Source organism: Streptomyces sp. CA-294286, from assembly GCF_050947155.1.
Classification (GTDB): Bacteria; Actinomycetota; Actinomycetes; order Streptomycetales; family Streptomycetaceae; genus Streptomyces.
Genome location: NZ_CP192005.1, coordinates 5,452,453 through 5,475,727 on the forward strand (window position 1 = coordinate 5,452,453; position 23,275 = coordinate 5,475,727).

Annotated in this window: 18 protein-coding genes; 12 read left to right on the top strand and 6 right to left on the bottom strand. The window is 73.6% G+C overall.

Translation table 11 applies throughout. The features are described 5' to 3' along the window. Positions 1-174: 174 nt before the first annotated feature. Together ACQPZG_RS28850 and fxsA are read left to right on the top strand one after the other, a co-directional pair. Complete coding sequence (locus tag ACQPZG_RS28850; protein WP_433548610.1) at positions 175-942, top strand: polyprenol monophosphomannose synthase; 768 nt, start codon at positions 175-177, stop codon at positions 940-942. A 120-nt stretch (positions 943-1,062) separates the two neighbouring features. Further along, positions 1,063-1,677 (top strand): FxsA family membrane protein, encoded by a 615-nt coding sequence (gene fxsA, locus ACQPZG_RS28855; RefSeq protein WP_433548611.1) that lies wholly within the window; start codon positions 1,063-1,065, stop codon positions 1,675-1,677. A gap of 121 nt (positions 1,678-1,798) precedes the next feature. Here fxsA and ACQPZG_RS28860 read toward each other — a convergent pair whose 3' ends face one another. The 3 genes from ACQPZG_RS28860 to ACQPZG_RS28870 form a co-directional block, all read right to left on the bottom strand. Beyond that, entirely contained in the window at positions 1,799-2,173 is a 375-nt protein-coding gene (locus ACQPZG_RS28860) for an RNA polymerase-binding protein RbpA (RefSeq protein ID WP_142215978.1), read from the bottom strand. A 434-nt stretch (positions 2,174-2,607) separates the two neighbouring features. Further along, entirely contained in the window at positions 2,608-3,378 is a 771-nt protein-coding gene (locus ACQPZG_RS28865; protein WP_433548612.1) for a glycerophosphodiester phosphodiesterase family protein, read from the bottom strand. After that, positions 3,375-4,121 (bottom strand): YczE/YyaS/YitT family protein, encoded by a 747-nt coding sequence (locus ACQPZG_RS28870; RefSeq protein ID WP_433548613.1) that lies wholly within the window; start codon positions 4,119-4,121, stop codon positions 3,375-3,377. The genes ACQPZG_RS28865 and ACQPZG_RS28870 overlap by 4 nt, the downstream gene beginning before the upstream one ends. 29 nt (positions 4,122-4,150) lie before the next feature. Between ACQPZG_RS28870 and ACQPZG_RS28875 the strand changes: the two genes are divergently transcribed. Next, positions 4,151-5,650, top strand: a complete 1,500-nt coding sequence (locus ACQPZG_RS28875) for a PLP-dependent aminotransferase family protein (protein ID WP_433548614.1) — start codon at positions 4,151-4,153, stop codon at positions 5,648-5,650. Here the strand turns inward: ACQPZG_RS28875 and ACQPZG_RS28880 are convergent, their stop codons facing one another. Beyond that, a complete protein-coding gene (locus ACQPZG_RS28880; RefSeq protein WP_433548615.1) occupies positions 5,651-7,285 on the bottom strand; it encodes a hypothetical protein in 1,635 nt (544 codons plus the stop codon). A 37-nt stretch (positions 7,286-7,322) separates the two neighbouring features. Next, positions 7,323-7,517, bottom strand: coding sequence for a hypothetical protein (locus ACQPZG_RS28885; RefSeq protein ID WP_018534760.1), 195 nt, complete (start codon positions 7,515-7,517; stop codon positions 7,323-7,325). 256 nt (positions 7,518-7,773) lie between these two features. Between ACQPZG_RS28885 and ACQPZG_RS28890 the strand changes: the two genes are divergently transcribed. The 5 genes from ACQPZG_RS28890 (at position 7,774) to ACQPZG_RS28910 (ending at position 17,569) form a co-directional block, all read left to right on the top strand. Continuing rightward, positions 7,774-8,166, top strand: coding sequence for an ankyrin repeat domain-containing protein (locus tag ACQPZG_RS28890; protein ID WP_433548616.1), 393 nt, complete (start codon positions 7,774-7,776; stop codon positions 8,164-8,166). Positions 8,167-8,446: 280 nt separating this feature from the next. Beyond that, positions 8,447-9,865 carry a HEAT repeat domain-containing protein gene (locus ACQPZG_RS28895; RefSeq protein ID WP_433548617.1) on the top strand — a complete coding sequence of 473 codons (1,419 nt, stop codon included), beginning with the start codon at positions 8,447-8,449 and terminating at the stop codon, positions 9,863-9,865. Positions 9,866-10,001: 136 nt separating this feature from the next. Then, positions 10,002-11,534, top strand: a complete 1,533-nt coding sequence (locus ACQPZG_RS28900) for a hypothetical protein (protein ID WP_433548618.1) — start codon at positions 10,002-10,004, stop codon at positions 11,532-11,534. 58 nt (positions 11,535-11,592) lie between these two features. After that, positions 11,593-12,483 (top strand): hypothetical protein, encoded by an 891-nt coding sequence (locus ACQPZG_RS28905; RefSeq protein ID WP_433548619.1) that lies wholly within the window; start codon positions 11,593-11,595, stop codon positions 12,481-12,483. A 37-nt stretch (positions 12,484-12,520) separates the two neighbouring features. Then, complete coding sequence (locus ACQPZG_RS28910) at positions 12,521-17,569, top strand: hypothetical protein (RefSeq protein WP_433548620.1); 5,049 nt, start codon at positions 12,521-12,523, stop codon at positions 17,567-17,569. A 108-nt stretch (positions 17,570-17,677) separates the two neighbouring features. Here ACQPZG_RS28910 and ACQPZG_RS28915 read toward each other — a convergent pair whose 3' ends face one another. Beyond that, positions 17,678-18,103: a hypothetical protein gene (locus ACQPZG_RS28915; protein WP_433548621.1), complete on the bottom strand. Its 426-nt coding sequence runs from the start codon at positions 18,101-18,103 to the stop codon at positions 17,678-17,680. A gap of 449 nt (positions 18,104-18,552) precedes the next feature. Between ACQPZG_RS28915 and ACQPZG_RS28920 the strand changes: the two genes are divergently transcribed. The 4 genes from ACQPZG_RS28920 to ACQPZG_RS28935 all read left to right on the top strand — a co-directional run bounded on the left by ACQPZG_RS28920 (position 18,553) and on the right by ACQPZG_RS28935 (position 23,226). Further along, positions 18,553-21,489, top strand: a complete 2,937-nt coding sequence (locus tag ACQPZG_RS28920; RefSeq protein ID WP_433548622.1) for a sensor histidine kinase — start codon at positions 18,553-18,555, stop codon at positions 21,487-21,489. Then, the gene (locus ACQPZG_RS28925) at positions 21,486-21,926 is read left to right on the top strand and encodes a roadblock/LC7 domain-containing protein (protein ID WP_433548623.1); all 441 of its coding nucleotides are present in this window, start codon (positions 21,486-21,488) and stop codon (positions 21,924-21,926) included. Before ACQPZG_RS28920 ends, ACQPZG_RS28925 begins: the two co-directional genes overlap by 4 nt. Before the next feature lie 11 nt (positions 21,927-21,937). Continuing rightward, complete coding sequence (locus tag ACQPZG_RS28930; RefSeq protein ID WP_433548624.1) at positions 21,938-22,492, top strand: DUF742 domain-containing protein; 555 nt, start codon at positions 21,938-21,940, stop codon at positions 22,490-22,492. 119 nt (positions 22,493-22,611) lie between these two features. Next, positions 22,612-23,226 carry a GTP-binding protein gene (locus ACQPZG_RS28935; RefSeq protein ID WP_433548625.1) on the top strand — a complete coding sequence of 205 codons (615 nt, stop codon included), beginning with the start codon at positions 22,612-22,614 and terminating at the stop codon, positions 23,224-23,226. Positions 23,227-23,275: the final 49 nt, after the last annotated feature.

Here is a 23,275-nt window from a genome sequence, read left to right on the forward strand (position 1 = left end):
GTGCGACACGGGTAGGGCCCCGGCGTTCAGTAGACAACGGCGAGGATGTCCGCAGCCGGCGGGCACCTGGTCGGCCCGAAGGACGCCGGGCCCCCATCCGTAGCCCCTCAACCCCTCGCCCGCACGCGCTCGCTATGGTGGGTCCTCTGTGTTCGGGCATGAAAAGGGGCAGCAGTGAACGACGGCGGACAGAAGCGTTACGGCCCGCTCGGCAGCGCTTTGGTGATCATCCCGACCTACAACGAGGCCGAGAACATCAAGCCGATCGTCGCGCGGGTCCGGGAATCCGTTCCCGAGGCGCACGTTCTCGTCGCCGACGACAACAGCCCCGACGGCACCGGCAAGCTCGCCGACGAGCTCGCGGCGGCCGACGACCAGGTCCACGTCCTGCACCGCAAGGGCAAGGAGGGTCTCGGCGCCGCGTACATGGCGGGCTTCCGCTGGGGCATCGACCACGGGTACGGCGTCCTCGTCGAGATGGACGCCGACGGCTCGCACCAGCCCGAGGAACTGCCCCGGCTGCTGACCGCCCTCAAGGGCGCCGACCTCGTCCTCGGCTCGCGCTGGGTGCCCGGCGGCCGCGTCGTGAACTGGCCGAAGTCCCGCGAGTTCCTCTCCCGCGGCGGCAGCCTCTACTCCCGTACGCTGCTGGGCGTGCCGATCCGGGACATCACCGGCGGCTACCGGGCCTTCCGCGTCGAGACGCTCCAGGGGCTCGGCCTCGACGAGGTCGCCTCGCAGGGCTACTGCTTCCAGGTCGACCTGGCCCGCCGCGCCGTCGAGGCGGGCTTCCACGTCGTCGAGGTCCCGATCACCTTCGTCGAGCGGGAGATCGGCGAGTCGAAGATGAGCAACGACATCGTGGTCGAGGCCCTGTGGCGGGTCACCGCGTGGGGCGTCGGCTCACGCACCGGCAAGATCCTCGGCCGCAAGCCCTCCTGACCCCGCCCGCCGCCCTCCGTGCTCCCGGGGCGGCGCCCGGCCTGCCGCCGCGGAGCGTCACCGGGGCCCCTCACGCCCTCTTTACGCCGTTCACGCACTCCGCCAGGCACACTGGGGAACATGACGACCGGCACCCCGCCCCCGCCCTCTCCGACGACCGCCCGCAAGCGCTCCCGCGCCCGCACGTTCGTACCTCTCGGCCTCGCCGTCTGGCTGGTGCTGGAGATCTGGCTGCTCACCATGGTGGCCGACGCGGCAGGAGGACTGACCGTCTTCCTGCTGCTGGTCGGCGGCGCGGTGCTCGGCGGCGCCGTCATCAAGCGGGCCGGCCGTCGCGCGTTCAAGAACCTCAGCGAGACGATCCAGCGCCAGCAGCAGAGCGGCGGCGCCTACGACCCGGCCGCCGACCGGCAGGGCCGCAAGGGTTCCGGCAACGGCTTCGTGATGCTCGCCGGGCTCCTGCTGATCCTGCCCGGCCTGCTCTCCGACGCCCTCGGCCTGCTGGTCCTGCTGCCTCCGGTGCGCGCGGCACTCGGCAAGTACGCGCAGACGTCGCTGGAGCGGCGCATGAAGGCCGTGCAGCAGCCCGGCAGTCTCGGCGACGCGTTCCAGCAGGCCCGCATGCACCGCCCGGACGGCAAGGTCGTACAGGGAGAGGTCATCCGTGACGACGCCCCGAACCGGTCCCACCCGCCGCACCGCGAGGACGGCCCTCGGACGCCGCTGACGTCCTGACCCCTCACGCACGGACAGAGCACCCACGACAAGAGCCGCGGGGCTCCGGCACACACTCGGTGTGCCGGAGCCCCGCGGCTCTTGCGCTGTACTTCTCCAGTGCCTGGCCGCCCGAAGGGCGTCAGGCGGACTTGCGGCTGTCCCGCGGATGCACCGCGATGTTCATGGCGCCGGAACGCAGTACCGCGAGCCTTTCGGCCAGGACCTCTTCGAGCTCCTCGCGGGTGCGCCGCTCCATGAGCATGTCCCAGTGCGTGCGCGCGGGCTTGCCCTTCTTCTCCTCCGGCCCATCGCCGTCCACCAGAAGTGCCTGGGTCCCGCAGACCTTGCACTCCCACTCCGGCGGAATTTCCGCTTCCACGGAGAAGGGCATCTCAAAGCGATGTCCCTTCTCACATGCGTACTCCACCGCCTGGCGCGGGGCCAGATCGATGCCGCGGTCCGTCTCGTAGCTGGTCACCACGAGCCGCGTACCGCGGAGAGCTCGCTCACTCATGAATCGTGCCTCCCGGGCTTGTCGCCCACAGGACAGGTATGTGTCGCTGTCGTCGTCATCCGGTCAACGTCCGGTCGGCGGTAAAGATTCCCGTTGCGGGTCAGTGCGTCGCCCGTCGTGCCGCCCTTGTTGTACCCACCAGTGACCGCTTTGTCACATCTGACAGCAGATGTCACCCAAGCATTTTCCTGCGCAAGCACGCAGTAACGGTCCGCCCGGCAGGCCAAAGGCGTACACTACCGGCCTTTTACTTCAAGGTCTAAATTCTTTCCGGTACGGAGTTTCTCGCCGCCTCGCCGGCCTTCCGCACGGGTACCCGTGCGCCCCGGATGAATCCCCCGCGAAGAACACCGGTCCCGGGGAATGTCGTTCAGCCGTGCGCACACCGTCCGCTCCCCGGCGCGACCCGCGAACGCGAGGTCCGCGCGACGGGATCAGGCCCAGACGCCCCGCCCGGTCAGCACCGAACGCAGCGTCGCGATCCGGTCCGTCATGATGCCATCCACTCCGAGGTCGACGAGGGCGGCCATCCGGTCGGCGTCGTTGACCGTCCACACGTGGACCTTCAGCCCCCGTGCGTGCGCCGCCGCGACGAAGCGCCGGTCGACCACCCGTACGCCGTTCCGGGACTCCGGCACCTGGACGCACACCGCGCCCCGGCGCAGCGGGGCCCAGACACCCAGCGAGCGCGTCCGCAGAGCCAGCACGCCCCGCACGCCGTACGACGTCGCCAGCCGGGGACCCGCGAGGCGCTGCGCCCTGGCCACCCGGCCCTCGCTGAACGATCCGACACAGACGCGGTCCCAGGAGCGGGTACGGCGGATCAGGTCGACCAGGGGCAGCAGCGCGGCCTCCGCCTTGAGGTCCACGTTCCAGCGGGCGTCGGGGAACTCCTCCAGGAGCTCCTCGAACAGCGGGAGCGGCTCCGTGCCCGCCACCCGGGCCTCGCGCACCCGGCTCCAGGGCAGCTCCGCGATCCGGCCGCGGGAGTCCGTCACCCGGTCCAGGGTCGCGTCGTGAAAGGCGACCAGGCTGCCGTCGGCCGTGGCGTGCACGTCCGTCTCGAAGTAGCGGTAGCCCTCTTCGGCGGCCCGGCGGAAGGCCGCCGCGGTGTTCTCCAGGCCGTCGGCCGCGCCGCCGCGGTGGGCGAACGGAACGACCCGTCCCGGATGGTCCAGATAGCTGTGCTCACGCGCGCGGTTCACCCGGGCAGTATCGCCCGTCCCTGCTCCGGGTCGCGCGGGTCGTCCCGCACCGCGGGCCCGGCCGGGGCGGGCGCGGGTGCGGCGAACAGGCGCAGGAAGAACTGGGCGAGCGGGCCGATCGCCAGGGCGTACAGGACCGTGCCCACGCCCACCGTCCCGCCGAGCACGAACCCGGTGACGACCACCGCGACCTCGACGCACGTACGGGAGAGACGCACCGAGCGCCCGGTCGCCGCGTGCAGGCCGGTCATCAGGCCGTCGCGCGGCCCGGGACCGAACCGGGCGGCGATGTAGAGCCCGGTCGCCGCCCCGTTGACCACGATCCCGCCGACCAGCAGCGCGATCCTCCCGGTGAGCCCGTGCACCTCCGGCACGAGGGCCAGCGTGCCGTCCATCGCGAGACCGACGACCACGACGTTGGAAACCGTGCCCAGGCCGGGCCGCTGCCGCAGCGGTATCCAGAGCAGCAGCACCACCGCCCCGACGGCGATCGAGACGACTCCGATGGTGAGCCCGGTGCGCTGCGCGAGGCCCTGGTGCAGCACCCCCCAGGGTTCGAGTCCCAGCCCCGCACGCACCAGCGCCGCCGAACTCGCCCCGTACAGGGCGAGGCCGACGTACAGCTGTGCCAGCCGCCGGAAGAGATCCGTGGACCGCGAAGACCCGGACAAGTGGTGCCCCCTGGGGTGTGGATGGTGGACCGATGCATGACACTCTGTGGCCCGTAAGGATGAGCCATCCATGGCCAATCCGGGGAAGGTGGACCGAAATCATGGCGCAGTGGACTTCGGCGGTGGGGGCGACGCAGCTCGCCCGGCAGCTCGGCTCCCAGCAGTCCCGGCCGGCGGGCCCGCAGTCGCGCAAGCCGCCCGCCTACCGCGCGCTCGCCGACGGGGTGCGGCTGCTCGTCCTGGAAGGCCGCGTTCCGGTCGCGGCCCGGCTGCCCGCCGAGCGGGAACTGGCCGTGGCGCTCTCCGTCAGCCGCACCACCGTGGCCGCCGCCTACGAAGCGCTGCGGGCGGAGGGCTTCCTGGAGTCCCGCAGGGGAGCGGGGAGCTGGACCGCCGTCCCGGCGGGGAACCCGCTGCCCGCCCGCGGTCTGGAGCCGCTGCCGCCCGAGGCCCTCGGCTCCGTCATCGACCTCGGCACGGCCGCGCTGCCCGCCCCCGAGCCGTGGCTCACCCGGGCCGTGCAGGGAGCACTCGAAGAGCTGCCGCCGTACGCCCACACGCACGGCGACTACCCCGCGGGGCTGCCCGCCCTGCGCCAGATGCTCGCCGACCGCTACACCGCACAGGGCATCCCCACCATGCCCGAACAGATCATGGTCACCACCGGTGCGATGGGCGCCATGGACGCGATCTGCCACCTCTTCGCGGGACGCGGCGAACGCATCGCCGTCGAGTCCCCTTCGTACGCGAACATCCTCCAGCTCATGCGCGAGGCCGGAGCCCGTCTCGTTCCCGTCGCCATGGCGGAGGGGCTGACCGGCTGGGACCTGCCGCGCTGGCGCCAGGTGCTGCGCGACGCCGCCCCGCGGCTCGCGTACGTCGTCGCGGACTTCCACAACCCCACCGGCGCCCTGGCGAGCGAGGACCAGCGCCGCGCACTGGTCGAGGCGGCCCGCTCGGCGGGCACCGTCCTGGTGGTCGACGAGACCATGACGGAACTGCACCTGGACGAAGGGCTTCGGATGCCGCGCCGGGTCTGCTCCTTCGACCCGTCGGGCAGCACCGTGCTGACGGTCGGCTCGGCCAGCAAGGCGTTCTGGGCGGGCATGCGCATCGGCTGGGTCAGGGCGGCCCCCGAGGTCGTCCGCAGCCTGGTCTCGGCACGCGCGTACGCCGACCTCGGCACCCCCGTACTGGAGCAGCTCGCCATCAACTGGCTGATGAGCACGGGGGGCTGGGAGCAGGCGGTCGAGGTCCGGCGCGGCCAGGCACGGGAGAACCGGGACGCGCTGGTGGCCGCCGTGCGCCGGGAGCTGCCGGACTGGGAGTTCGACGTGCCGGGCGGCGGGCTCACCCTGTGGGTGCGCACCGGCGGTCTCTCCGGGTCGCGGATCGCGGCGGTGGGCGAGCGGGTCGGCGTACGGGTGCCGTCGGGGCCCCGGTTCGGGGTCGACGGGGCCTTCGAGGGCTACGTGCGGCTGCCGTTCACCGTGGGCGGGCCGGTGGCGGAGGAGGCCGCGGTGCGCCTGGCCGCGGCGGCGCGGCTCGTCGAGACGGGTGCGGGGCCGGGGGCGGAGGGGCCGCGGACGTCCGTGGCGTGATCACCCGGGCGTCTGCACCGGATCGGCGTCGCGGTCGGCGTCGCGGCGGGGAGCGCACGCCGGGCCGGGGGCGGGCTCGGGGACGGGGTGGAGGTCGGGCTCGGGGTCAGGGTCGCAATCCTCCAGCGGAACAGCGCGTTCCGGCAGCAGTTCCAGCACGGCCTGCCGGTGCGCCTCGCTGGTGGCGTCGTCGTACGGGTCCGGGGTGGCCGGCACCTGGAGGCGCATCACCGGACCCGTGCCGAGCCGGGCGTAGCCCCGCCCCGGGGGGACCTCGGGCGTGGGCGTGGTGTGCGGCGGGGCGCCCAGCACGGACGCCACCTCCTGGGGGGACGCCGGCCCGAGGACGGCACGCGCGCGGGTGTGTGCGCGTACCGAATCGCTGAGGGTGTCCAGGGTGTCGAACTGCTCGGCCACCACCACCGTGACGTGCGCCGCCCTGCCGTGCCGCAGCGGCACCTGGAGCAGTTGCTGGGGGTCGACGCGGCCGTCGGCTGCCGCGAGGTGCCCGAGGACGCTCGGCCGGTCGAGCAGGATCCACAGCGGGCGCCGGGTGTCCTCGGGCGCGGGGAGGCCCGCCTGCCGCGCCCGGTTGGCGGAGACCAGCCGCCGCTCGGTTTCCGCCGCGGCCCACTCCAGACTCGCCAGCGCGCCGCTCACGCCGCACTCGACGGCCAGGACGCCGCTGCGGCCGGCGAGGCAGGCGTACTCGCCGGTGCCGCTGCCCTCGGCGATCAGCACGTCGCCGTTCTGGAGCGCCTGGAGGGCGACGGAGCGCAGCAGACTCGTCGTCCCGCTGCCGGGCTGGCCGACGACCAGCAGGTGCGGCTCGGTGGAGCGCGGTCCGGTCCGCCAGATCACCGGGGTGGCGTCGTAGGACTCGTCGTCGGCCCGCACGGGGACCGTGCGGGGCGCCGCGTCCTCGTCGGTGAAGCCGAGGACCGTCTCGCCGGGCGCGGTGACGAAGCGCTGGGCGGCGATCGTCGTCGGGAGCGCGTCCAGCACCGTCATGACGAGCTCGTTGCCCTCCTCCTCCCAGTCGAAGCGGTATTCCCGGCCACGCCCCGACTTGGCGTGCAGCAACTGTTCGATGCGGGCCCGGGAGGAGGCCTCGCCGTCGGGGAAGTACGCGGGGTAGTGGATCAGCAGCCGCGACAGCCGGCCGGTGGCGTCGAACTCGTGGTCGCCGAAGGCCCTGTCCCACTCGCCGCCGTGCGCGAAGAGCGGATCGGGGTCCTCGGGCACGGAGAAGTACGGCACCAGCGCCTCGTAGAGGGACTGGAGCCGCTCCGTCTCCGCCGGGGCGGGACCGGTCTGAACGGGGGCGCGTTCATGACCCTTCCAGGCGGCGGCGGCCATCACCGTGACGAGGACGAGCAGCGGTCCGTACGGAATGAGCGCGACCACCAGGACGACGGAGCCCACCAGGAACAGCGCGGGACCGCGCCTCTCCTTCGGGGTGGCGCACCATCTGTCCCGGCCGGCCGCGGCGAGCTTGCGCAGGCCGCGGCCGATCGTGATGAGCGGGTGGAGCACGTCCGTGGCGCTGTCGGCGGCGGTGCGCGCCAGTTCGCGGCTGCGGGCCAGCGACACACTGCTGCTGCTCAGAATGCGGGGGAGGGGACGCCGGGCCACGTCGGGACTCCTGAGGTGAGAGTGGGTGGACGCGGGGTCAGAACTTGATCCCGCCCAGAAGGCTGGCGAGGCTCGCGCCCCCGGCCTTGATGCTCGGGGCGATGGCGGTGCCCGCGAGGTAGAAGCCGAAGAGTGCACAGACCAGGGCGTGGGATGCCTTGAGTCCGTCCTTGCGGAAGAACAGGAAGACGATGATGCCGAGCAGCACGACACCCGAGATGGACAGGATCATGAGGGTTCTCCTGGTCGATGGGGACAGTCACCATGAGTTCTTCCAGGCTCACAGAAAGTATCAATACCGCAAATCCTGCAATCGGGTTACTTCTCATCTTTTTCACCGGACTGGTCGAGCCTGCCGCGCACGTGGTGATCTTTGCCGCCGGGAGGCCGGGTCATGTCGCCCGGCGGGCAGTACCCTGACGATTCACTCGTACGGCCCCTGTGCCGTGCGCCCCTGGTCACGGCATGTGAAAGGCAGGCTGCCCGCGATGAGCGAAGCTCCCGACCCCGAGGTCGTCGAACTCGCGACCAAGATCTTCGACCTCGCCCGGCAGGGCGACGCCGAGGCGCTCGGCGCGTACGTCGACGCGGGCGTCTCCCCGGACCTCACCAACGAGCAGGGGCAGACGCTGGTGATGCTCGCCGCCTACCACGGGCACGCGGGCGCGGTGGAGGCCCTCCTGCAGCGCGGGGCGGACGCCAACCGGGCCAACGACCGGGGGCAGACACCGCTCGCCGGCGCCGTCTTCAAGGGCGAGGACGCGGTGGTCCGGGTGCTGGTCGCCGGCGGGGCGGACCCTGCCGCGGGCACGCCCTCCGCCGTGGACACCGCCCGGATGTTCGACAAGAAGGACCTGCTGGAGCTGTTCGGCGCCCACTGAGGGCCCGCAGCGGGGAGTCCCGGGGGGACGTCGTAAATGTGGTCGCGGTGGTGAAATGCCTGGGCCATCATGACGTCGGATTCACAAACACCAGGTGCGGGCAGGAGTCGCCGCATTACGGATATGTGGAACGGGCCCACTCCGGGCCACCGATGAGAGGCAGAGGAAGATGGTCTACAGCAAGCAGAAGACTGTGACGGGCGGCCGAGCAAGTTGTCGCACGGCGTAGGCACGGCATGAATCCCGGATGCGTCGACAGCTTGATGTGAGGCTTTTTCCCATGTTCGAACCAGTCATAGCGCCGAGCGGCACGCTGCTCGGCCTCCTGCAAAGGGGCAGGGGTGACGGCACGCTGCACGCGCTCGCCGCACCCCGCCCGGAAGCCCTCGCGGCCCTCGACCACTGCGTGCTCCACGACCCCCGCCACGACTGGCAGGTCGAGAACCGCTCGCTCTACTACGCACGCCTCTACCTCGACCTCGACGGCGGCCTCGACGCGATCGAACGCCACCTCTTCGACGTCGAGGACGTCCTCGACACGGACGAGCACCGCACCGGGCTCGCGCTCGCCGTGCTCGGCCACCTCGCCTCCTACGGCAGGGACGACGCCCTCATCCTGCTGCGCCGGTACGCCAGGACCGGCACCAACTGGACCTGGGCACTGGACGAACTCGCCCTGCGCGACGACGACGCCGGCCTGCGCGCGCTGGCCGGACCGGTGCTCGCGCGCTTCGCGAACTCGCCCGAGGGCGACGCCGAACTGGCCGTCGCCGTGCGCGACGCCTTCGAGCCCAGGCCCTGGCGGCTGTGGGCCGAGGATCCGCGCGACACGGTCGGCGGCCGGGTGCGCGCGGCCCGCGAACAGGGGTCCTTCGACCGCTGGCAGCGCCAGCTGCGACCCGCGGGACCCCGGCCCGGGTGGAGCGTGGAAGCCGTCCTCGCCTGGGCGCAGGACGGGCTGGAACGGGGCGCCGCCCTGCACGTGCCCGCCGCCCGGTGCCTGACCGCGGTCGCCGGGCCCGAGGACCGCCCCGAGATCCTTCGGGCGGCGCACGCGGGCTCCGACGGGGCGCGCTGCACTGCGCTGCACTACCTCGCCGAGTCGCGCGACCCCGCTGTCCTCGGCCTGATAGAGGCAGCGGCGGCGAGTCCGTCGCGGTCCGTCGCGGACGCCGCCGTCGCCGCGTTCGAGCGGATGTGCGGCCCGGAAGCGGTGGACTCCGCCCGCGGCTGGGTGCACCGGCCCGACGCCCTCGGGGCCTCCGCCGCGGGCGTGCTGGCCTGTCGCGGCGGAGCACAGGACGCGCCCCTCGTCCTCGGAGCGCTGCGCGAGGCCGTACGCACCGAAGGCCCCGACGCCCCGCTGCTCTGGACGCTGGTGGACGGCGCGGGACGCCTGGGGATCTGCGCGGCGGCACCCGTACTGCGGCACGTCTACCGCGAGACCACCTCCTCCCACCTGCGGCAGCGCGCGGCAGGCGCCCTGGCCGCCACCGATCCGTCCTTCGCCTCCGGCTTCGCCGTCGAGTGCCTGTGGGACTGCGAGGAGACGACGCGGGAAGTCGCCGCCCGGCACGCCGAGACCGCGGACGCACGGGTCGCCGACCGGCTGCGGCGACTGGCCGCCGACCCGGCCGAGGAGGCCGAGGTGCAGACCGCCGTACGCAGCAGGTTCGGGCCGGACGCGACCGCCGTGTGAGCCCTCGGGCGGCGCGCCCCGGAACGCTCCGGGGCGCGCCGCCCGCCCACGGCTCCGAGGGTGGCGTCCGCCGCGGCAAGCGTTCCCATCTGGGCCGTTTCGACCGTTGTCAGTGCGAGGACCTAATCTGTGCCACGTGACTTCGCCTGCCTCGACGGAATTCGTTCCGCCCCAGCTCAGCGCGGGGCCGCGGCCCGCCCAGGGCCCGGCCGCCGACGAAGGGCTCGCGCGGCGCCTTCGGGCGCTCGCCTGCACCGCCCCGCTCCACGACCTCGACGTGCGCAAGGCCAACCTGGCCGGCGAGTACACGGTCTACGCGATGGCCGAGGTCGCCCTCGCCGCGATCGACCTCATCACGCTCCACATGGACTTCGACACCGGCGCCGACCACGAGCAGATCGTCTCCCGGCTGCTGCCGCGCGTCGCCGCCCAGGCCCCCGGCCGCCCCGCCGCCGAACACGAACGGGTCGCCCGCTGGGTCCTGGAGAACCTGATCAACGTCGGCAGCGTCGACCGCGGCTTCCGCGCCGTCTACGGCACCTTCTCCGCCGACGGCGTCTACACCCGCCGCGACTACGACTTCAAACTCGTCGAAGAGGTCGCCGGATACGGCGGCGGAGTCTTCCTGCGCACCACCGACGAGGCCGTCAACGTCCTGGTCGGCGCCCTCGACACCGACGTCACCAGCGCCCAGATCGCCGCCGAGGTCAAACTTGAGGTGCTGATCAACCGCGGCCGCCTCGCCGACGCCCAGCTCGCCGCCGAACAGGCCCGCTACCGCACCGTCCAGTACGCCGAGACGCTGCGCCGCACCCTGGAGGCCACCCGGCGCAACGTCCGCGCGGTCGACTGGCTCAACGCCGTCCCCGACATGATCGCCGAGGCCCTCGACCACGTCGCCGACCGCTACCGGCACGAGAACGCGATCCTCACGAACATCCGCAAGGCCCGCGACGAGTCCGAGGAGCCGGAGCAGAAGCGCCGCGCCGCCGAACTCGTGGACATCGTCAAGGACTGCATCCGCCGCCACACCCAGCTCCAGTCCCGCCTCCTGGAGGCCGGACCGCTGTTCCGCGCCGAGCAGGACCGGCAGGCCTTCGCGCCCGTCAGCGCCCATGCCGGCCTCGACCTGTACGGGCAGCTGGTCGCCCCCGTGCTTCCGCTGCCCCTGGAGAAGGCGATCCGCGTCACGGACGCCTTCTTCGCCCACGGCGCGGGACTGCGCACCCCCACCTCCGTACGGGTCGCCGACCTGGTCGACATACTGCTCAGCCCGCCCGTGGAACGCGAGCACCTGGGCGTCGAGATGCCCGAGCCCGACCTGATCGCCACCCCCGACGACAGCCGGTTCAGCGAGCAACAGCTCGCCGACGCCCAGGACCTGCTCGACCTCCCGCACGACGCGCCCCGCCGGCTCTCCGGGCTGCTCGCCGAGGCCCGCCGCCGGGCCCCCGGCACCGAACTGCCCTACCTGGTCGCCCTGCTCGCGGTGCACGCCGCCAGTCCGCCCGTCGGCACGGCGTACCGCCAGGGCGAGGAACGCCTGCTGTTCGCCGTCGACGACGGCACGCCGCTGGAGGACCCGGAGTTCGGCGGAGCCGACCTCGTCGTGGGCACCGCCCTGCTCGACGCGGCCGGCATGGCGACCGGCCGGGCGGAGGCCACGTGATCCACGGCAGTCCGACCCCCCGAGTACCCCCGAACACCCCCACCAAGGAGCAGCAGACGTGAGCGAGACCCACGCCGAGCACAGCGCGTGGAGCAGCGACGCCGTCGACGTGCCCGCCGCCCCCGCAGCGGTCACCCCCGCCGACGCGGCCGACGCCGCCCGCCTCGTCTCCTTCGGCCTCCAGCCCAAGCTGCTGCCCGCCCGCGACGCCGAGTACGCCGAACTGCTGCGCCGCTACCGCGAGGACAGCGCCTTCGCACGGCTCGCGGACGCCGTCGCCACCGGCCTGGGGCTCGTCGTCCTTGAGGTGTCCACGCGCGCCGGAATGGCCGTCTCTGCGGGGGAGGACTCGGTCTTCGCCGTACGGATGGGGGACTACGCCCGCCGCGCCTCGGCCGAGTCGGCCGACCGGTTCCTGCACGGCCTCGCCCATCTCGCCGTCGCCGCCATGGCCTTCCCCCGCCCCGAGGACCTCGCCGACGACGGCTACATCGGCCGCCTCACCGTCAACGGCGTGGACGCCTTCGTACGGCAGGCCTGCCGACGGCTGGAGGAGCGCGCGGAGGAGGCGGGCGAGAACACCGACCCCGCCACCGAGGCGCCCGGCCTGGAGTCCGCCTGGCGGATCTACTCCCGGCGCAGCGCCACCGGCGCCACCAAGGACGCCCGCCGCCTGGCCGGCTCCACCACCGGCATCGTCGGCAAGGCCGTCGCCTTCCTCACCGACTCCGGCTTCCTCCAGCGCACCGGGGACGACGCGGGCGGCTCCTACCGCACCACCGCCCGCTACCAGTTGCAGGTCCGCGACATGGCGGGCAGCGCCGCCCTGACCGAACTCCTCGAACTGGGCGTCGTCCCCGTCACGGACGGCACGGCCACCCTCGTCCCGCCGTCCGAAACCGACGACCTCGAACTGGCCGCCGACGCCGGCCTGCCCTTCCACGCGTAATTCCGCCGAGACGACTTAAGACTGAGAGTCCGCCGCCATGTACGAGTTGTCCCGGGTCCGCCTCTACTCCATCGGGCCCGCCGGAGCGCGTTACGCCGACACCGTCCTCGACCTGCGCGGGGTCGGCGCACCGGTGCCCCGGCCGGCGCCCGCCCAGGCGGAGTTCTTCGAGGACGAGCCGGTCGGACCGCCGCGCCGCCCGGCGCCCGCCGGCGTGCTCTTCCTGGAGAACGGCGGCGGCAAGTCCGTCCTCCTCAAGCTGATCTTCTCGGTCATGCTGCCCGGCCACCGCAACACCCTGGGCGGCGCCAGCTCCGGAGTGCTCCGCAAGTTCCTGCTCGCCGACGACTGCGGGCACGTCGCCCTGGAGTGGCAGCACACCCTCACCGGCGAGTGCGTCGTCGTCGGCAAGGTCAGCGAATGGCGCGGCCGGCAGGTCTCCCCCGACCCCCGCAAGTTCGCCGAGGCCTGGTACTCCTTCCGTCCGGGCCCCGGGCTGAGCCTGGACTCCCTGCCGGTCGCCGAGTCCACCGCCGTACGACGCCCCGTCGAGGGCGCCTCGGGCGCACAGGGCCGCCGCCGCACCATGAAGGGCTTCCGCGACGCGCTCACCGAGGCGGGCAAGTCCTACCCCCACCTCGACATCCACTGGGAAGAGATCCACGACCGCTGGAACGAGCACCTCACCGAGCTGGGCCTCGACCCGGAACTCTTCCGCTACCAGCGCGAGATGAACGCCGACGAGGGCGAGGCCGCGGGCCTCTTCGCGGTCAAGAAGGACTCCGACTTCACCGACCTGCTGCTGCGCGCCGTCACCGACACCCGGGACACCGACGGCCTCGCGGACCTGGTGCACGGCTTCGGCAACAAACTGGGCCGCCGCGCCGAACTGATGGCCGAACGCGAGTTCACCGCCGGATCCGTCGACCTCCTCGGCCGGATCGTCGACGCCGCCGACGCCCGTGCCCGTGCCCGCGACGTCCACACCGGCGCCGAGCGACGCACCCGCACCCTCTCCCGGCGGCTCTCCGCCCGCGCCGCCCAGGAACGCTGCCGCACCGCGGAACTCGCCCACCAGGTCGCCACCGCCGCGCACACCGTCACCGAAGCCGAGACGGCCCGCGGCCACAGCGCCCTGATCTCCGCCGAACTGGCCTACCGGCACGCCTCCCTGGCCCTCGCCGCCGCCGAGAAGAGCGCCACCGCCCAGCGCCGCGAACTGGCCGACGCCCGCACCCTGCACTCGGCGTGGCAGGCCGCCGAGGTCGTGCTGCGCCACCGCGCCGCCGCCGACCGCTCCGCGCGCGTGGCCGTCGCCATCCGGGAGGCGGAACGCGACGCGGCCCCCGCGCTCGCCGCCCGCGCCACGGCCGCCGCCGACCTCGTCAGGGCCCTGCACAGCGCCGCCGAGGACGGCGAGCGCGTCGCGGCCGAACAGGAGGAGCGCTCCGCCGCCCTCCAGGAGACGGGCGAGGCCGCCCACCGCGACGCCACCGCCGCCGCCACCGAGGCGCAGCGCGCCCGCAGCGAGATCGGTCACCTCCGCCAGCGCCTGGCGGAGGTCGAAGCCGAGACAGCCGAAGCGGTACGCGCGGGCTGGCTCGACGACACCGCCCCCGACGCCGACCCGGCACGCGCCGCGCTGGCGGCCTCCGACGCCGAGAAGACCGCCGTCGCCGCGTGGGACACCGCCCGCGAAGCCGCCCGTACGACGGCGGACAGGGCCCGTGAAGCGGCCGCGGCCGACGCGCGCGCCGAACTGGGCGCCGCCCGCGCGGCAGACGCGGCACGGGCCGCCACCGCCGCCCACGAGGCGGAACACCGCGCAGCGGCCTCGATCGCCGCCGAGGAACGCCTCGCGGAGCTGCTGAGCCTGCCGACGGCCGCCACGTCCGGCCTCCCGCAGCCCCGCAGCGGCGAGGGACCGACGGAGTACGGAAGCGACTTCGACGGCACGGAACACGGCGAGGGTTTTGGACGGCGCACCGCCACCGCCGACGGGCACGGCACGGCCGGTACGGGCAGCGGCGACGCCCCGCACACCGGCGGCGCGCAGACCCCGCAGGACCCGCAGCAGGCCCGCACCCCCGGCACCGTCGGCCCCCCGCGCCACGGCGGCACCTCCGCCGCCTCCGACGGCCACCGCCGTACGGGCACCGCCACCGTCGCCCCCGCCCACCGTCGCCCCCGCCCCGGCACCGACGGCCCGCTCACCGTCGAGGAGCTGGACCGCAACGCCGAGGACCTCCTCGCCCTCCTGGAGCAGGGCGTCGCCTCCGCCGAGCGCCAGCTCTTCGACCTGCGCACCGCTGCCGCCGACGACTCCCGCATCCTCGGCGCCCTCGGCGACGGCGGCCTCCTGCCACCCAGCCCCGACGTCCTGGCCACCGTGGAGTACCTGGGCGAGCACGGCATTCCGGCCCTGCCCGGCTGGCGCTACCTCGCCCAGGCCGTCGACCCCGCCGACCACGCCGCCGTCCTCGCCGCCCGGCCCGAACTCGTCGACGGCGTCGTCATCACCGACCCCGACTCGCACGCACGCGCACGCGACGTCCTGGCGGGTGCCGCCCTGCTGCCGCGCTCCGCCGTCGCGGTCGGCACGGCCTCCGCGCTTCTCGCCCCCGTTCCCACGCCGGGCCGCGGCGACGGCACCGACTGGGGCGCCGTCTTCCTCGTACCGCCGAACCCCGCCATGCACGACGAGCACGCCGCCGACGAGGAACGGCAGGCACTGCGCGCCCGCGCGACCGCCCGCGACGAGGAGATCCGCGCCCTGTCCGCGCGGCTGGCCGGGGACCGCACCCTCGCCGCCCGGCTCGGCTCCTGGCGCGCGGACTGCCCGCCCGGCAGGCTCGCCGAACTGGCCGAGGCCGCCGCGACCGCACGCGAGGCGGCCGAAGCAGCCGAAGCCGTCCACGCGGAGGCCCGTACGGTACGCGCCGAAGCCGACGAGGCCGCGGCCGAAGCCGCCCGGGTGCGCGACGAACGGCAGGAAGGCGCCCAGCGCGCCCGTCGGGCCGCCGACGTCCTCGCCGGACTCGCCCACCGGCTGCGCGAACGCGCCGGCTGGCAGGCCCGGCTCCGCGAACTCGCCGACGAGGCAGCCGAGTCGGAGGCCCGCGCCGCCACCCTCCTGGAGCGCGCCAAGGCCGCGGACGAGGACCGCCGCACCGCCCAGCGCACCGCCGACGACGCCCACCGCACCTCGCGCACCCTGCGTGCCGAGCGGGCCGAGATCGCGGGCGCGCCCGAGACGGTGCCCGACCTGCCCGAAGGCGCGCCGCGCCAAGCGCTGCCCGCCCTGCGCGAGGCCTACCGGGCCGCCTCCCAGCTCTACGAGAAGGTCGGCGTCGGCGCGGACCTGCGTGCCGAGCAGGCCCGCGCCGAGAGCGACGAGAGCGCGGCCCTCACCGAGCTGAACCGCCTCAGCAACAAGGTCCGCAACCGGGCGGGCCAGCTCCTGGAGAGCAACGACGGTGCCGACGGGCCGTCCCGACAGGCAGCCGCCGCCCGCGCCGAGTCGCTCGTCCAGACCCTGGAAACCAGGGCCTCGGCCGCGAGCGAGCAACTGGGCCGGCTGCGCGGCGAGGCGGAGCGTTTGGCGCCCGAGGAAGGGCAGGCGCACACCGGACTGGCCGAGGAACTGGTGCCCGCCGACGCCGAGCACGCCCAGACCCTGCTGCGCACCGCCACCGCCGAACTCGCCTCCCGCACGGCGGCGTTGGAGTCGGCCCGCGCCGCGCACGCCGAACTGCTGCACGCGCACCGCGCCGCCGAGGACGCTGCCGGAGGCTTCGACGAGACGGCCGCGCTGCTGCGGGACCTGCTGCGCGACCACCAGGACGAGGACCAGCAAACCCCCGAGCCCTACCCCGGCACCCTGGAGGAGGCCCGCAACTCGGCTGCGGAGGCCCGCCGTTCACTGCGCGGCTGCGCGGGCGACCTGTCGTCGGCGGAAGCGGCGGTGCGCGAGGCGAGCGACGTCCTCGTACGGCACGCCAACGCCACCCGGTACGAACAGGTGCGCACCCCCGCCCGGCAGCAGATCCGAGAGCTGCCGGCCGCTTCGCTTCCCGAACACGCGGCGGCCTGGGCGGCGGCCTTCGCGCCCCGGCTGCGCGTCCTCACCGACGAGTTGGCGCAGCTTGAGCGCAACCGCGACAGCATCGTCGACCGGCTGCGTGGGCTCGTGGAGTCCGCGCTGGCCACGCTGCGTTCCGCGCAACGACTGTCCCGGCTGCCGGAGGGGCTGGGGGAGTGGTCGGGGCAGGAGTTCCTGCGCATCCGCTTCGAGGAGCCCGACCAGGCCACCCTCGTCGAACGGCTCGGCGAGGTCGTCGACGAGGCCACCCGGGCAGCCGTGAAGAAGAACACCGACATGCGCCGCGACGGGATGTCCCTGCTGCTGCACGGGGTGCAGGCGGCACTGGAACCCAGGGGCATCGCGGTGGAGATCCTCAAGCCGGACGCGGTGCTGCGTGCCGAACGGGTGCCGGTCGGGCAGATGGGCGACGTCTTCTCCGGCGGCCAGCTGCTCACCGCGGCGATCGCCCTGTACTGCACGATGGCCGCGCTGCGCAGCAACGACCGGGGCCGCGACAAGCACCGGCACGCGGGCACGCTCTTCCTGGACAACCCGATCGGCCGCGCCAACGCGACGTACCTGCTGGAACTCCAGCGCGCGGTCTCCGACGCGCTCGGCGTCCAGCTCCTCTACACGACCGGACTGTTCGACACGACCGCGCTCGCCGAGTTCCCGCTCGTCATCCGGCTGCGCAACGACGCGGACCTGAGGGCGGGCCTGAAGTACATCAGCGTCGAGGAGCACCTGCGGCCCGGACTGCCGCAGCAGAGCACCGAGGGTGAGACCATCCACGGCGAGATCACCGCGACCCGGATGTTCCGGCGGACGGCGGACGAGGCGGCGGGGTCCTCGGCGGACGAGAACACGGCATCCCCGGCGGCGGACGTGACGGGCGGATCGCCGACGACGGACATGACGCAGGGTTCGCCCGTGGTACCGGAGGCCGCGTCGGTCCGTACCGGCTCGCCCGGGGGCACCGGACAGGCGTCGGCGCGCGGGTAGGAGCTCCCGTACTTCCTCGACAGCGGTTTCGTGGGGGGGAGACCGCAGTGGCGGTCTCCCCCGCACGGAAGCGGTACGGCAAGCACACGCCCCGCGCACACAGAGGTCTCAGGCCTGCGAGAGCCGGCCGGGCCCCGGCCGGCTCTGCCGCCGTCCCCGTATTCGCGCGTCCTTGTGCGCGGTGCGCCGCGCCTGGCGGCGTTCGCGCCGCAACTGCCGTGCGGTGCTGCTCGGTACGGACACCACGCCGTTGCGCTGGTTCCACACCTGGCGGGTGATCCACACGTCCAGTACGCCCCAGGTCGCCGCGACCGTGCTCGCCACGCTGCTGAGCACCATCGGGAAGGCCAGCCAGGAACCGGCCAGGGTGCAGAAGTAGGCCACCACCGCCTGAATCAGCGTCAGCGCCAGTATGAGCACCGCCCGTACCGCGGAGGTGCGCACCGGATCCGGCAGCCGCCGGCGCACGGCCGGTTCCTCCACCCACAGCTGCCTCTGCGGCGCCGCGCCCGCCGGAAGCTCCTCCGTCGTCATGTCCCCACTCCCCACTGCCCACCGCTCAACCGAGGCCCGTCGCGACGGGCCCTCAGCTGTGCCTGCCCGTCCTGTGCCGCCTTACGCAGGCACCATCACGCCGTTCGTCCACTCGACGTGTCCCCCGGATCTCCCCGTACAAAAGGACGAACGACGGATCCGAAAGATTCCCGTGCCACACAGGAGGAGCGAACAGTTCCAGCCATCCCCTCAGGAGCCGTGACCCGCCTCCGGACGGTATTCCCGTACCGCGGGTACGGTTGCCAACTCCCTTGATTCCGGGACAAGTCATGATCGGCTCCCGGCCCGTCGGCCGAAAACAGACCGGACGTGTCTTCGAGTTGCCGCTGGGGCAGTAGTAGGCTCACGCCGCTTGTCGACGAATTGCGTCGACGGCTCAACGAGACGGAACATCACCTCCGCCGGACGGAGGTGAGCTGGGGGAGGCCATGCGCTTTCGCGGGAAGTCCATCCGCCGGAAGATCGTGGCGTTGCTGCTGGTGCCGCTCGTCTCCCTCACCGCACTGTGGGGCTTCGCGACCGTACTGACCGGCCGCGAGGCAAGCGAACTCCTGGACATCGCCCACGTCGTCGAGAAGATCGGCTCGCCGGTCGAGGACGCCGTGCAGGTCGTCCAGAAAGAGCGCCGCCAGACCCTCGTGTACCTCGCCGACCAGCGAAGTTCCGAAGCGTTCCCCGAGCTGCGCGCACACCGGGGCGCCACCGACGCGGCAGTGGCCAAGATCCGCAGGCACTCCCAGGACCCCGACGTCACGGACGAGCTGAACCCGGCGGCCAACCAACGCCTCACCCTGCTCCTCAAGGAGTTCGACGGCCTCTCCGCGCTGCGCCGTTCCGTCGACCAGAACACGGTCACCCGCAGCGACGCGCTCGCCCACTACAGCCGGCTCGTCGACCCCTGCCACACCTTCCTGGCGAACCTGCACGTGCTGCGCGACGTCGAGATGGACAAGCAGGGCCGCGCCCTCGTCGGCGTCACCCGGGCCCGCGAACTCCTCGCGCGTGAGGACGCGTTGGTCGCCTCCGCGCTGGTCGCCCGCCAGTTCACCCGCGAGGAACTCCGCTCCCTCACGGGTCTGATCGCGAGCCGCAAGGTCCTCTACGACACCAGCCTGGAACAGCTCCCGGCCGCCGACCGGCAGCGCTACGAGCAGCTCCTGAGCGGCCCCGAAGCCGCCGCCCTGCGCGCCGCCGAGGACAAGATCCTCAACCAGGGACCCACGCGCCGCCCCACCGCCGTCAGCGCCGAAGCCTGGCAGGAAATCGCCCCGCCGGCCCTCGACCGGCTCGCCACGCAGGGCGCCGAGGCAGGCGACAACTACCAGGCCCGCGTCGAACCCGTCGCCTTCGGCGTTCTCCTCGAAGCCGGTGCGGCCGGCGTCCTCGGCTTCCTCGCCCTGATCGTGTCCGTCGTCGTCTCCGTACGCATCGGGCGGGAACTCGTCCGCGACCTGAACCGGCTCCGCAAGGAGGCGCACGAGGCCTCCGGCGTACGCCTCCCCGGCGTCATGCGCCGTCTCGCCGCGGGCGAGAACGTCGACGTGGAGACCGAGGCCCCGCGCCTGGAGTACCCCAAGGACGAGATGGGTCAGGTGGGCCAGGCCCTCAACACCCTCCAGCGGGCCGCCGTCGAATCCGCCGTACGCCAGGCCGACATGCGGCGCGGCGTCTCCGAGGTCTTCGTCAACCTGGCCCGCCGCAACCAGGTGCTGCTGCACCGCCAGCTGACGCTCCTGGACGCCATGGAGCGCCGTACCGAGGACACCGAAGAACTCGCCGCCCTGTTCCGGCTCGACCACCTCACCACCCGCATGCGGCGGCACGCCGAAGGCCTCGTGATCCTTTCCGGGGCCGCCCCGTCCCGGCAGTGGCGCAAGCCCGTCCAACTGATGGACGTCGTGCGGGCGGCCGTCGCCGAGGTCGAGGACTACGAGCGCATCGAGGTGCGCCGGCTGCCGCGCATCGGCGTCGGCGGACCCGCGGTCGCCGACCTCACGCACCTGATCGCCGAACTCCTGGAGAACGCCACGGTGTTCTCGCCCCCGCACACCGCGGTGCAGGTGCTCGGCGAGCGCGTCGCCAACGGCTTCACCCTGGAGATCCACGACCGCGGCCTCGGCATGGCCCCCGACGTCCTCCTCGACGCCAACCTCCGGCTCGCGGAGACCCCCGAGTTCGAACTCTCCGACACCGACCGCCTCGGCCTCTTCGTGGTGAGCCGGCTCGCCCAGCGGCAGAACGTACGGGTCTCCCTCCAGCAGTCCCCCTACGGCGGCACCACGGCTGTCGTCTTCATCCCTGCGGCCCTCCTCACCGAGGCCCCGGACACCGACGGCAGCGGCTTCCGCGTGGAACACGAGGGCGCCCGGGGCCGAGGGCTCGTGGACGAACCCGCCGCCACCGGACCCGGCGGGCGCAGGCACAATCTCACCGCCCTGGGCCGTACGACCCCGGGCGGGCCGGGGCGGTCGGTACTGGACGGTCCCGTCGAGCTCGAACCGCCGCTGGGCACCCTCGGTCTGGAGCCCGCGCCCGCCCTGGGGACCGCCTCGGGGGGCGTCGTCGGCGACCTGGAGGAGACCGAGAGCGAGCGCGGCGGCATCTTCCGGGCGCGTGGGGTGGACAAGCCCCGCCGGGTGGACAAACCCCGTGGCCGGGACGCCCTGCGCGGTCCGGGCGACCTGCGGCGCGGCCCGAACGACGGCGCGGGCGCCGGCCGTGCGAGCAGCGGCAGGGGCCGCGTCTCCGACGCCGCCCGCGTACAGCACCAGCAGGCCGCCGACCTCGCCCGGGACGATACCGACGCGGCCCGCCCCGGCGGCCCCGTACCACTGCCCCGGCGCAAACCCGCCCTGGTCGCCGAGCACGGCCGCCGCATCGGCCCGCAGCCACGGCAGGCCCAGGAGCCCCAGCGGTCCCGCCGGTTCGAGACGCCCCGTGACCAGGACGAGCCGCAGGAGACACCGACCGGCTCCGGCCACGGATCCGGCGACGCGGCCGGGGGCGGGAGCCCCGCGCTCGGCGGCCTTCCGCGCCGCGTGCGCCAGGCGAGCCTCGCGCCACAGCTGAAGCAGGAGACCGAGGCGGCCCGTACCGCCGAGACCGTGCGCCCGGACCCCGTGGCGGAGCCGGACCGGGACGCCGAGGAGGTACGCAGCCGGATGGCGTCCCTGCAGCGCGGCTGGCAACGCGGACGCCGCGAGAACGAGGACGGCAACCCCGGGCCCGCCGACTCCGCCGTCCGGGCCCCCAGCACCGCCACCACCGACGAAACCGCTGCCGACGCCACCGGGCCACGACCGGGATACGACGCCACGACGGCCGAGACAGCACCAGGAACGACAGCAGAGGGAGACGGTCGATGACCGCACCGAACGCCGCAGCACACCACGCCTCGGGCCGAGGGTCCGGCGAACTCAACTGGCTGCTCGACGAGTTGGTCGAGCGGGTCGGCAGCATCCGCAAGGCGCTGGTGCTCTCCAGCGACGGGCTCCCCACCGGGGCCTCCCGGAGCCTCACCCGGGAGGACGGTGAGCACCTCGCCGCCGTCGCCTCCGGCTTCCACAGCCTCGCCAAGGGCGTCGGACGCCACTTCGAGGCCGGCAAGGTCCGCCAGACCGTCGTCGAACTCGACGAGGCGTTCCTCTTCGTCACCGCCGCGGGCGACGGCAGCTGCCTCGCCGTGCTGTCCGACGCCGACTCCGACGTGGGCCAGGTGGCGTACGAGATGACGCTCATGGTCAAGCGCGTCGGCGCCCACCTCAGGACGGCGCCGCGGACCGGCCTGCCCGCCGGAGGGTGAGCGGGGACGGCATGACCGACGCAGGTACGGAGGCCGCGGGCACGGACGCCGGCCGGGCCGCGGGCGGCGAACCGCAGCCCGCCCCGTGGACGCCGCGGGACACCTGGCCGAGGACGGCCGCCGCGCCGCGGCAGGACGACGGTCCCCGCGCGCCCGCCGCACCGCACGCGGCCGCCGCCCGGCCGCAGCCGCCCCCGCACTGGTTCGACGACGACGCGGGCCCCGTCGTACGCCCGTACGCGATGACCAGAGGCCGTACGAGCAGCGCGACCCGCCACCGGCTCGACCTGATCGCCATCGTCATCCCGGAACCCGCGGCGGACGAACCGGACCGCGACCAGACGCTCGCCCCCGAGCACGTCGAGATCGTCGAGCTCTGCCACGAGAACCCGCAGTCGATCGCCGAACTGGCCGCCACCCTCGACCTTCCCGTCGGCGTCGTCCGGGTTCTGGTCGGGGACCTGGTCGAGGAACAACTCGTCCACGTCACACGCCCGGTGGAGCCGGCCGAGCTGCCGGACGAGAGCCTGCTGCGCGAAGTGATCGACGGCCTCAGAGCCCTCTGATCCCCGTCCGCACCGGCGCCCGCCCGCACCCCGCCGCCCCACGAGCATCACACCCCAGCACCGCCCAGTACCGAGCGGAAGACAACCCTCCGCGCAGCGAGATCGGGAGAAACCAAACGATGGTCTTCGGGCGTTCCAGCCGCAAGAAGCGGCCCGTGGAGCCGGTGACGCTGAAGATTCTGGTCGCCGGCGGATTCGGGGTGGGCAAGACGACCCTGGTCGGCGCGGTCAGCGAGATCAGACCGCTGCGCACCGAGGAGACCCTCAGCGAGGCGGGCCGCCCGGTCGACGACACCCACGGGGTCGAGGCCAAGACGACCACCACCGTCGCCATGGACTTCGGCCGCATCACCCTCAGAGAGGACCTGGTGCTGTATCTCTTCGGCACCCCGGGCCAGGACCGCTTCTGGTTCCTCTGGGACGAGCTGGCACAGGGCGCGCTCGGCGCGGTCGTCCTCGCCGACACCCGGCGCCTTGAGGACTGCTTCGCCGCCGTCGACTACTTCGAACGCCGCAACATCCCTTTCACGGTCGCCGTCAACTGCTTCGACGACGCTCCCCGGCACCCCGTGGAGACGATCGCCGCCGCCCTCGACCTCGACCCGGACGTGCCGGTCCTGCTGTGCGACGCGCGGGGCCGGGAATCGGTGAAGGAGGTACTGATCGGGGTGGTGGAACACGCGCTGGCGCTCTCCGAGAGCCGCCGCAGGGCCGCCACCGCCGCCACCACGTGACGGCCTCCGCCCCGGCGAAGCGGCCCGCACCCCCGCCGACTGGGGTGCG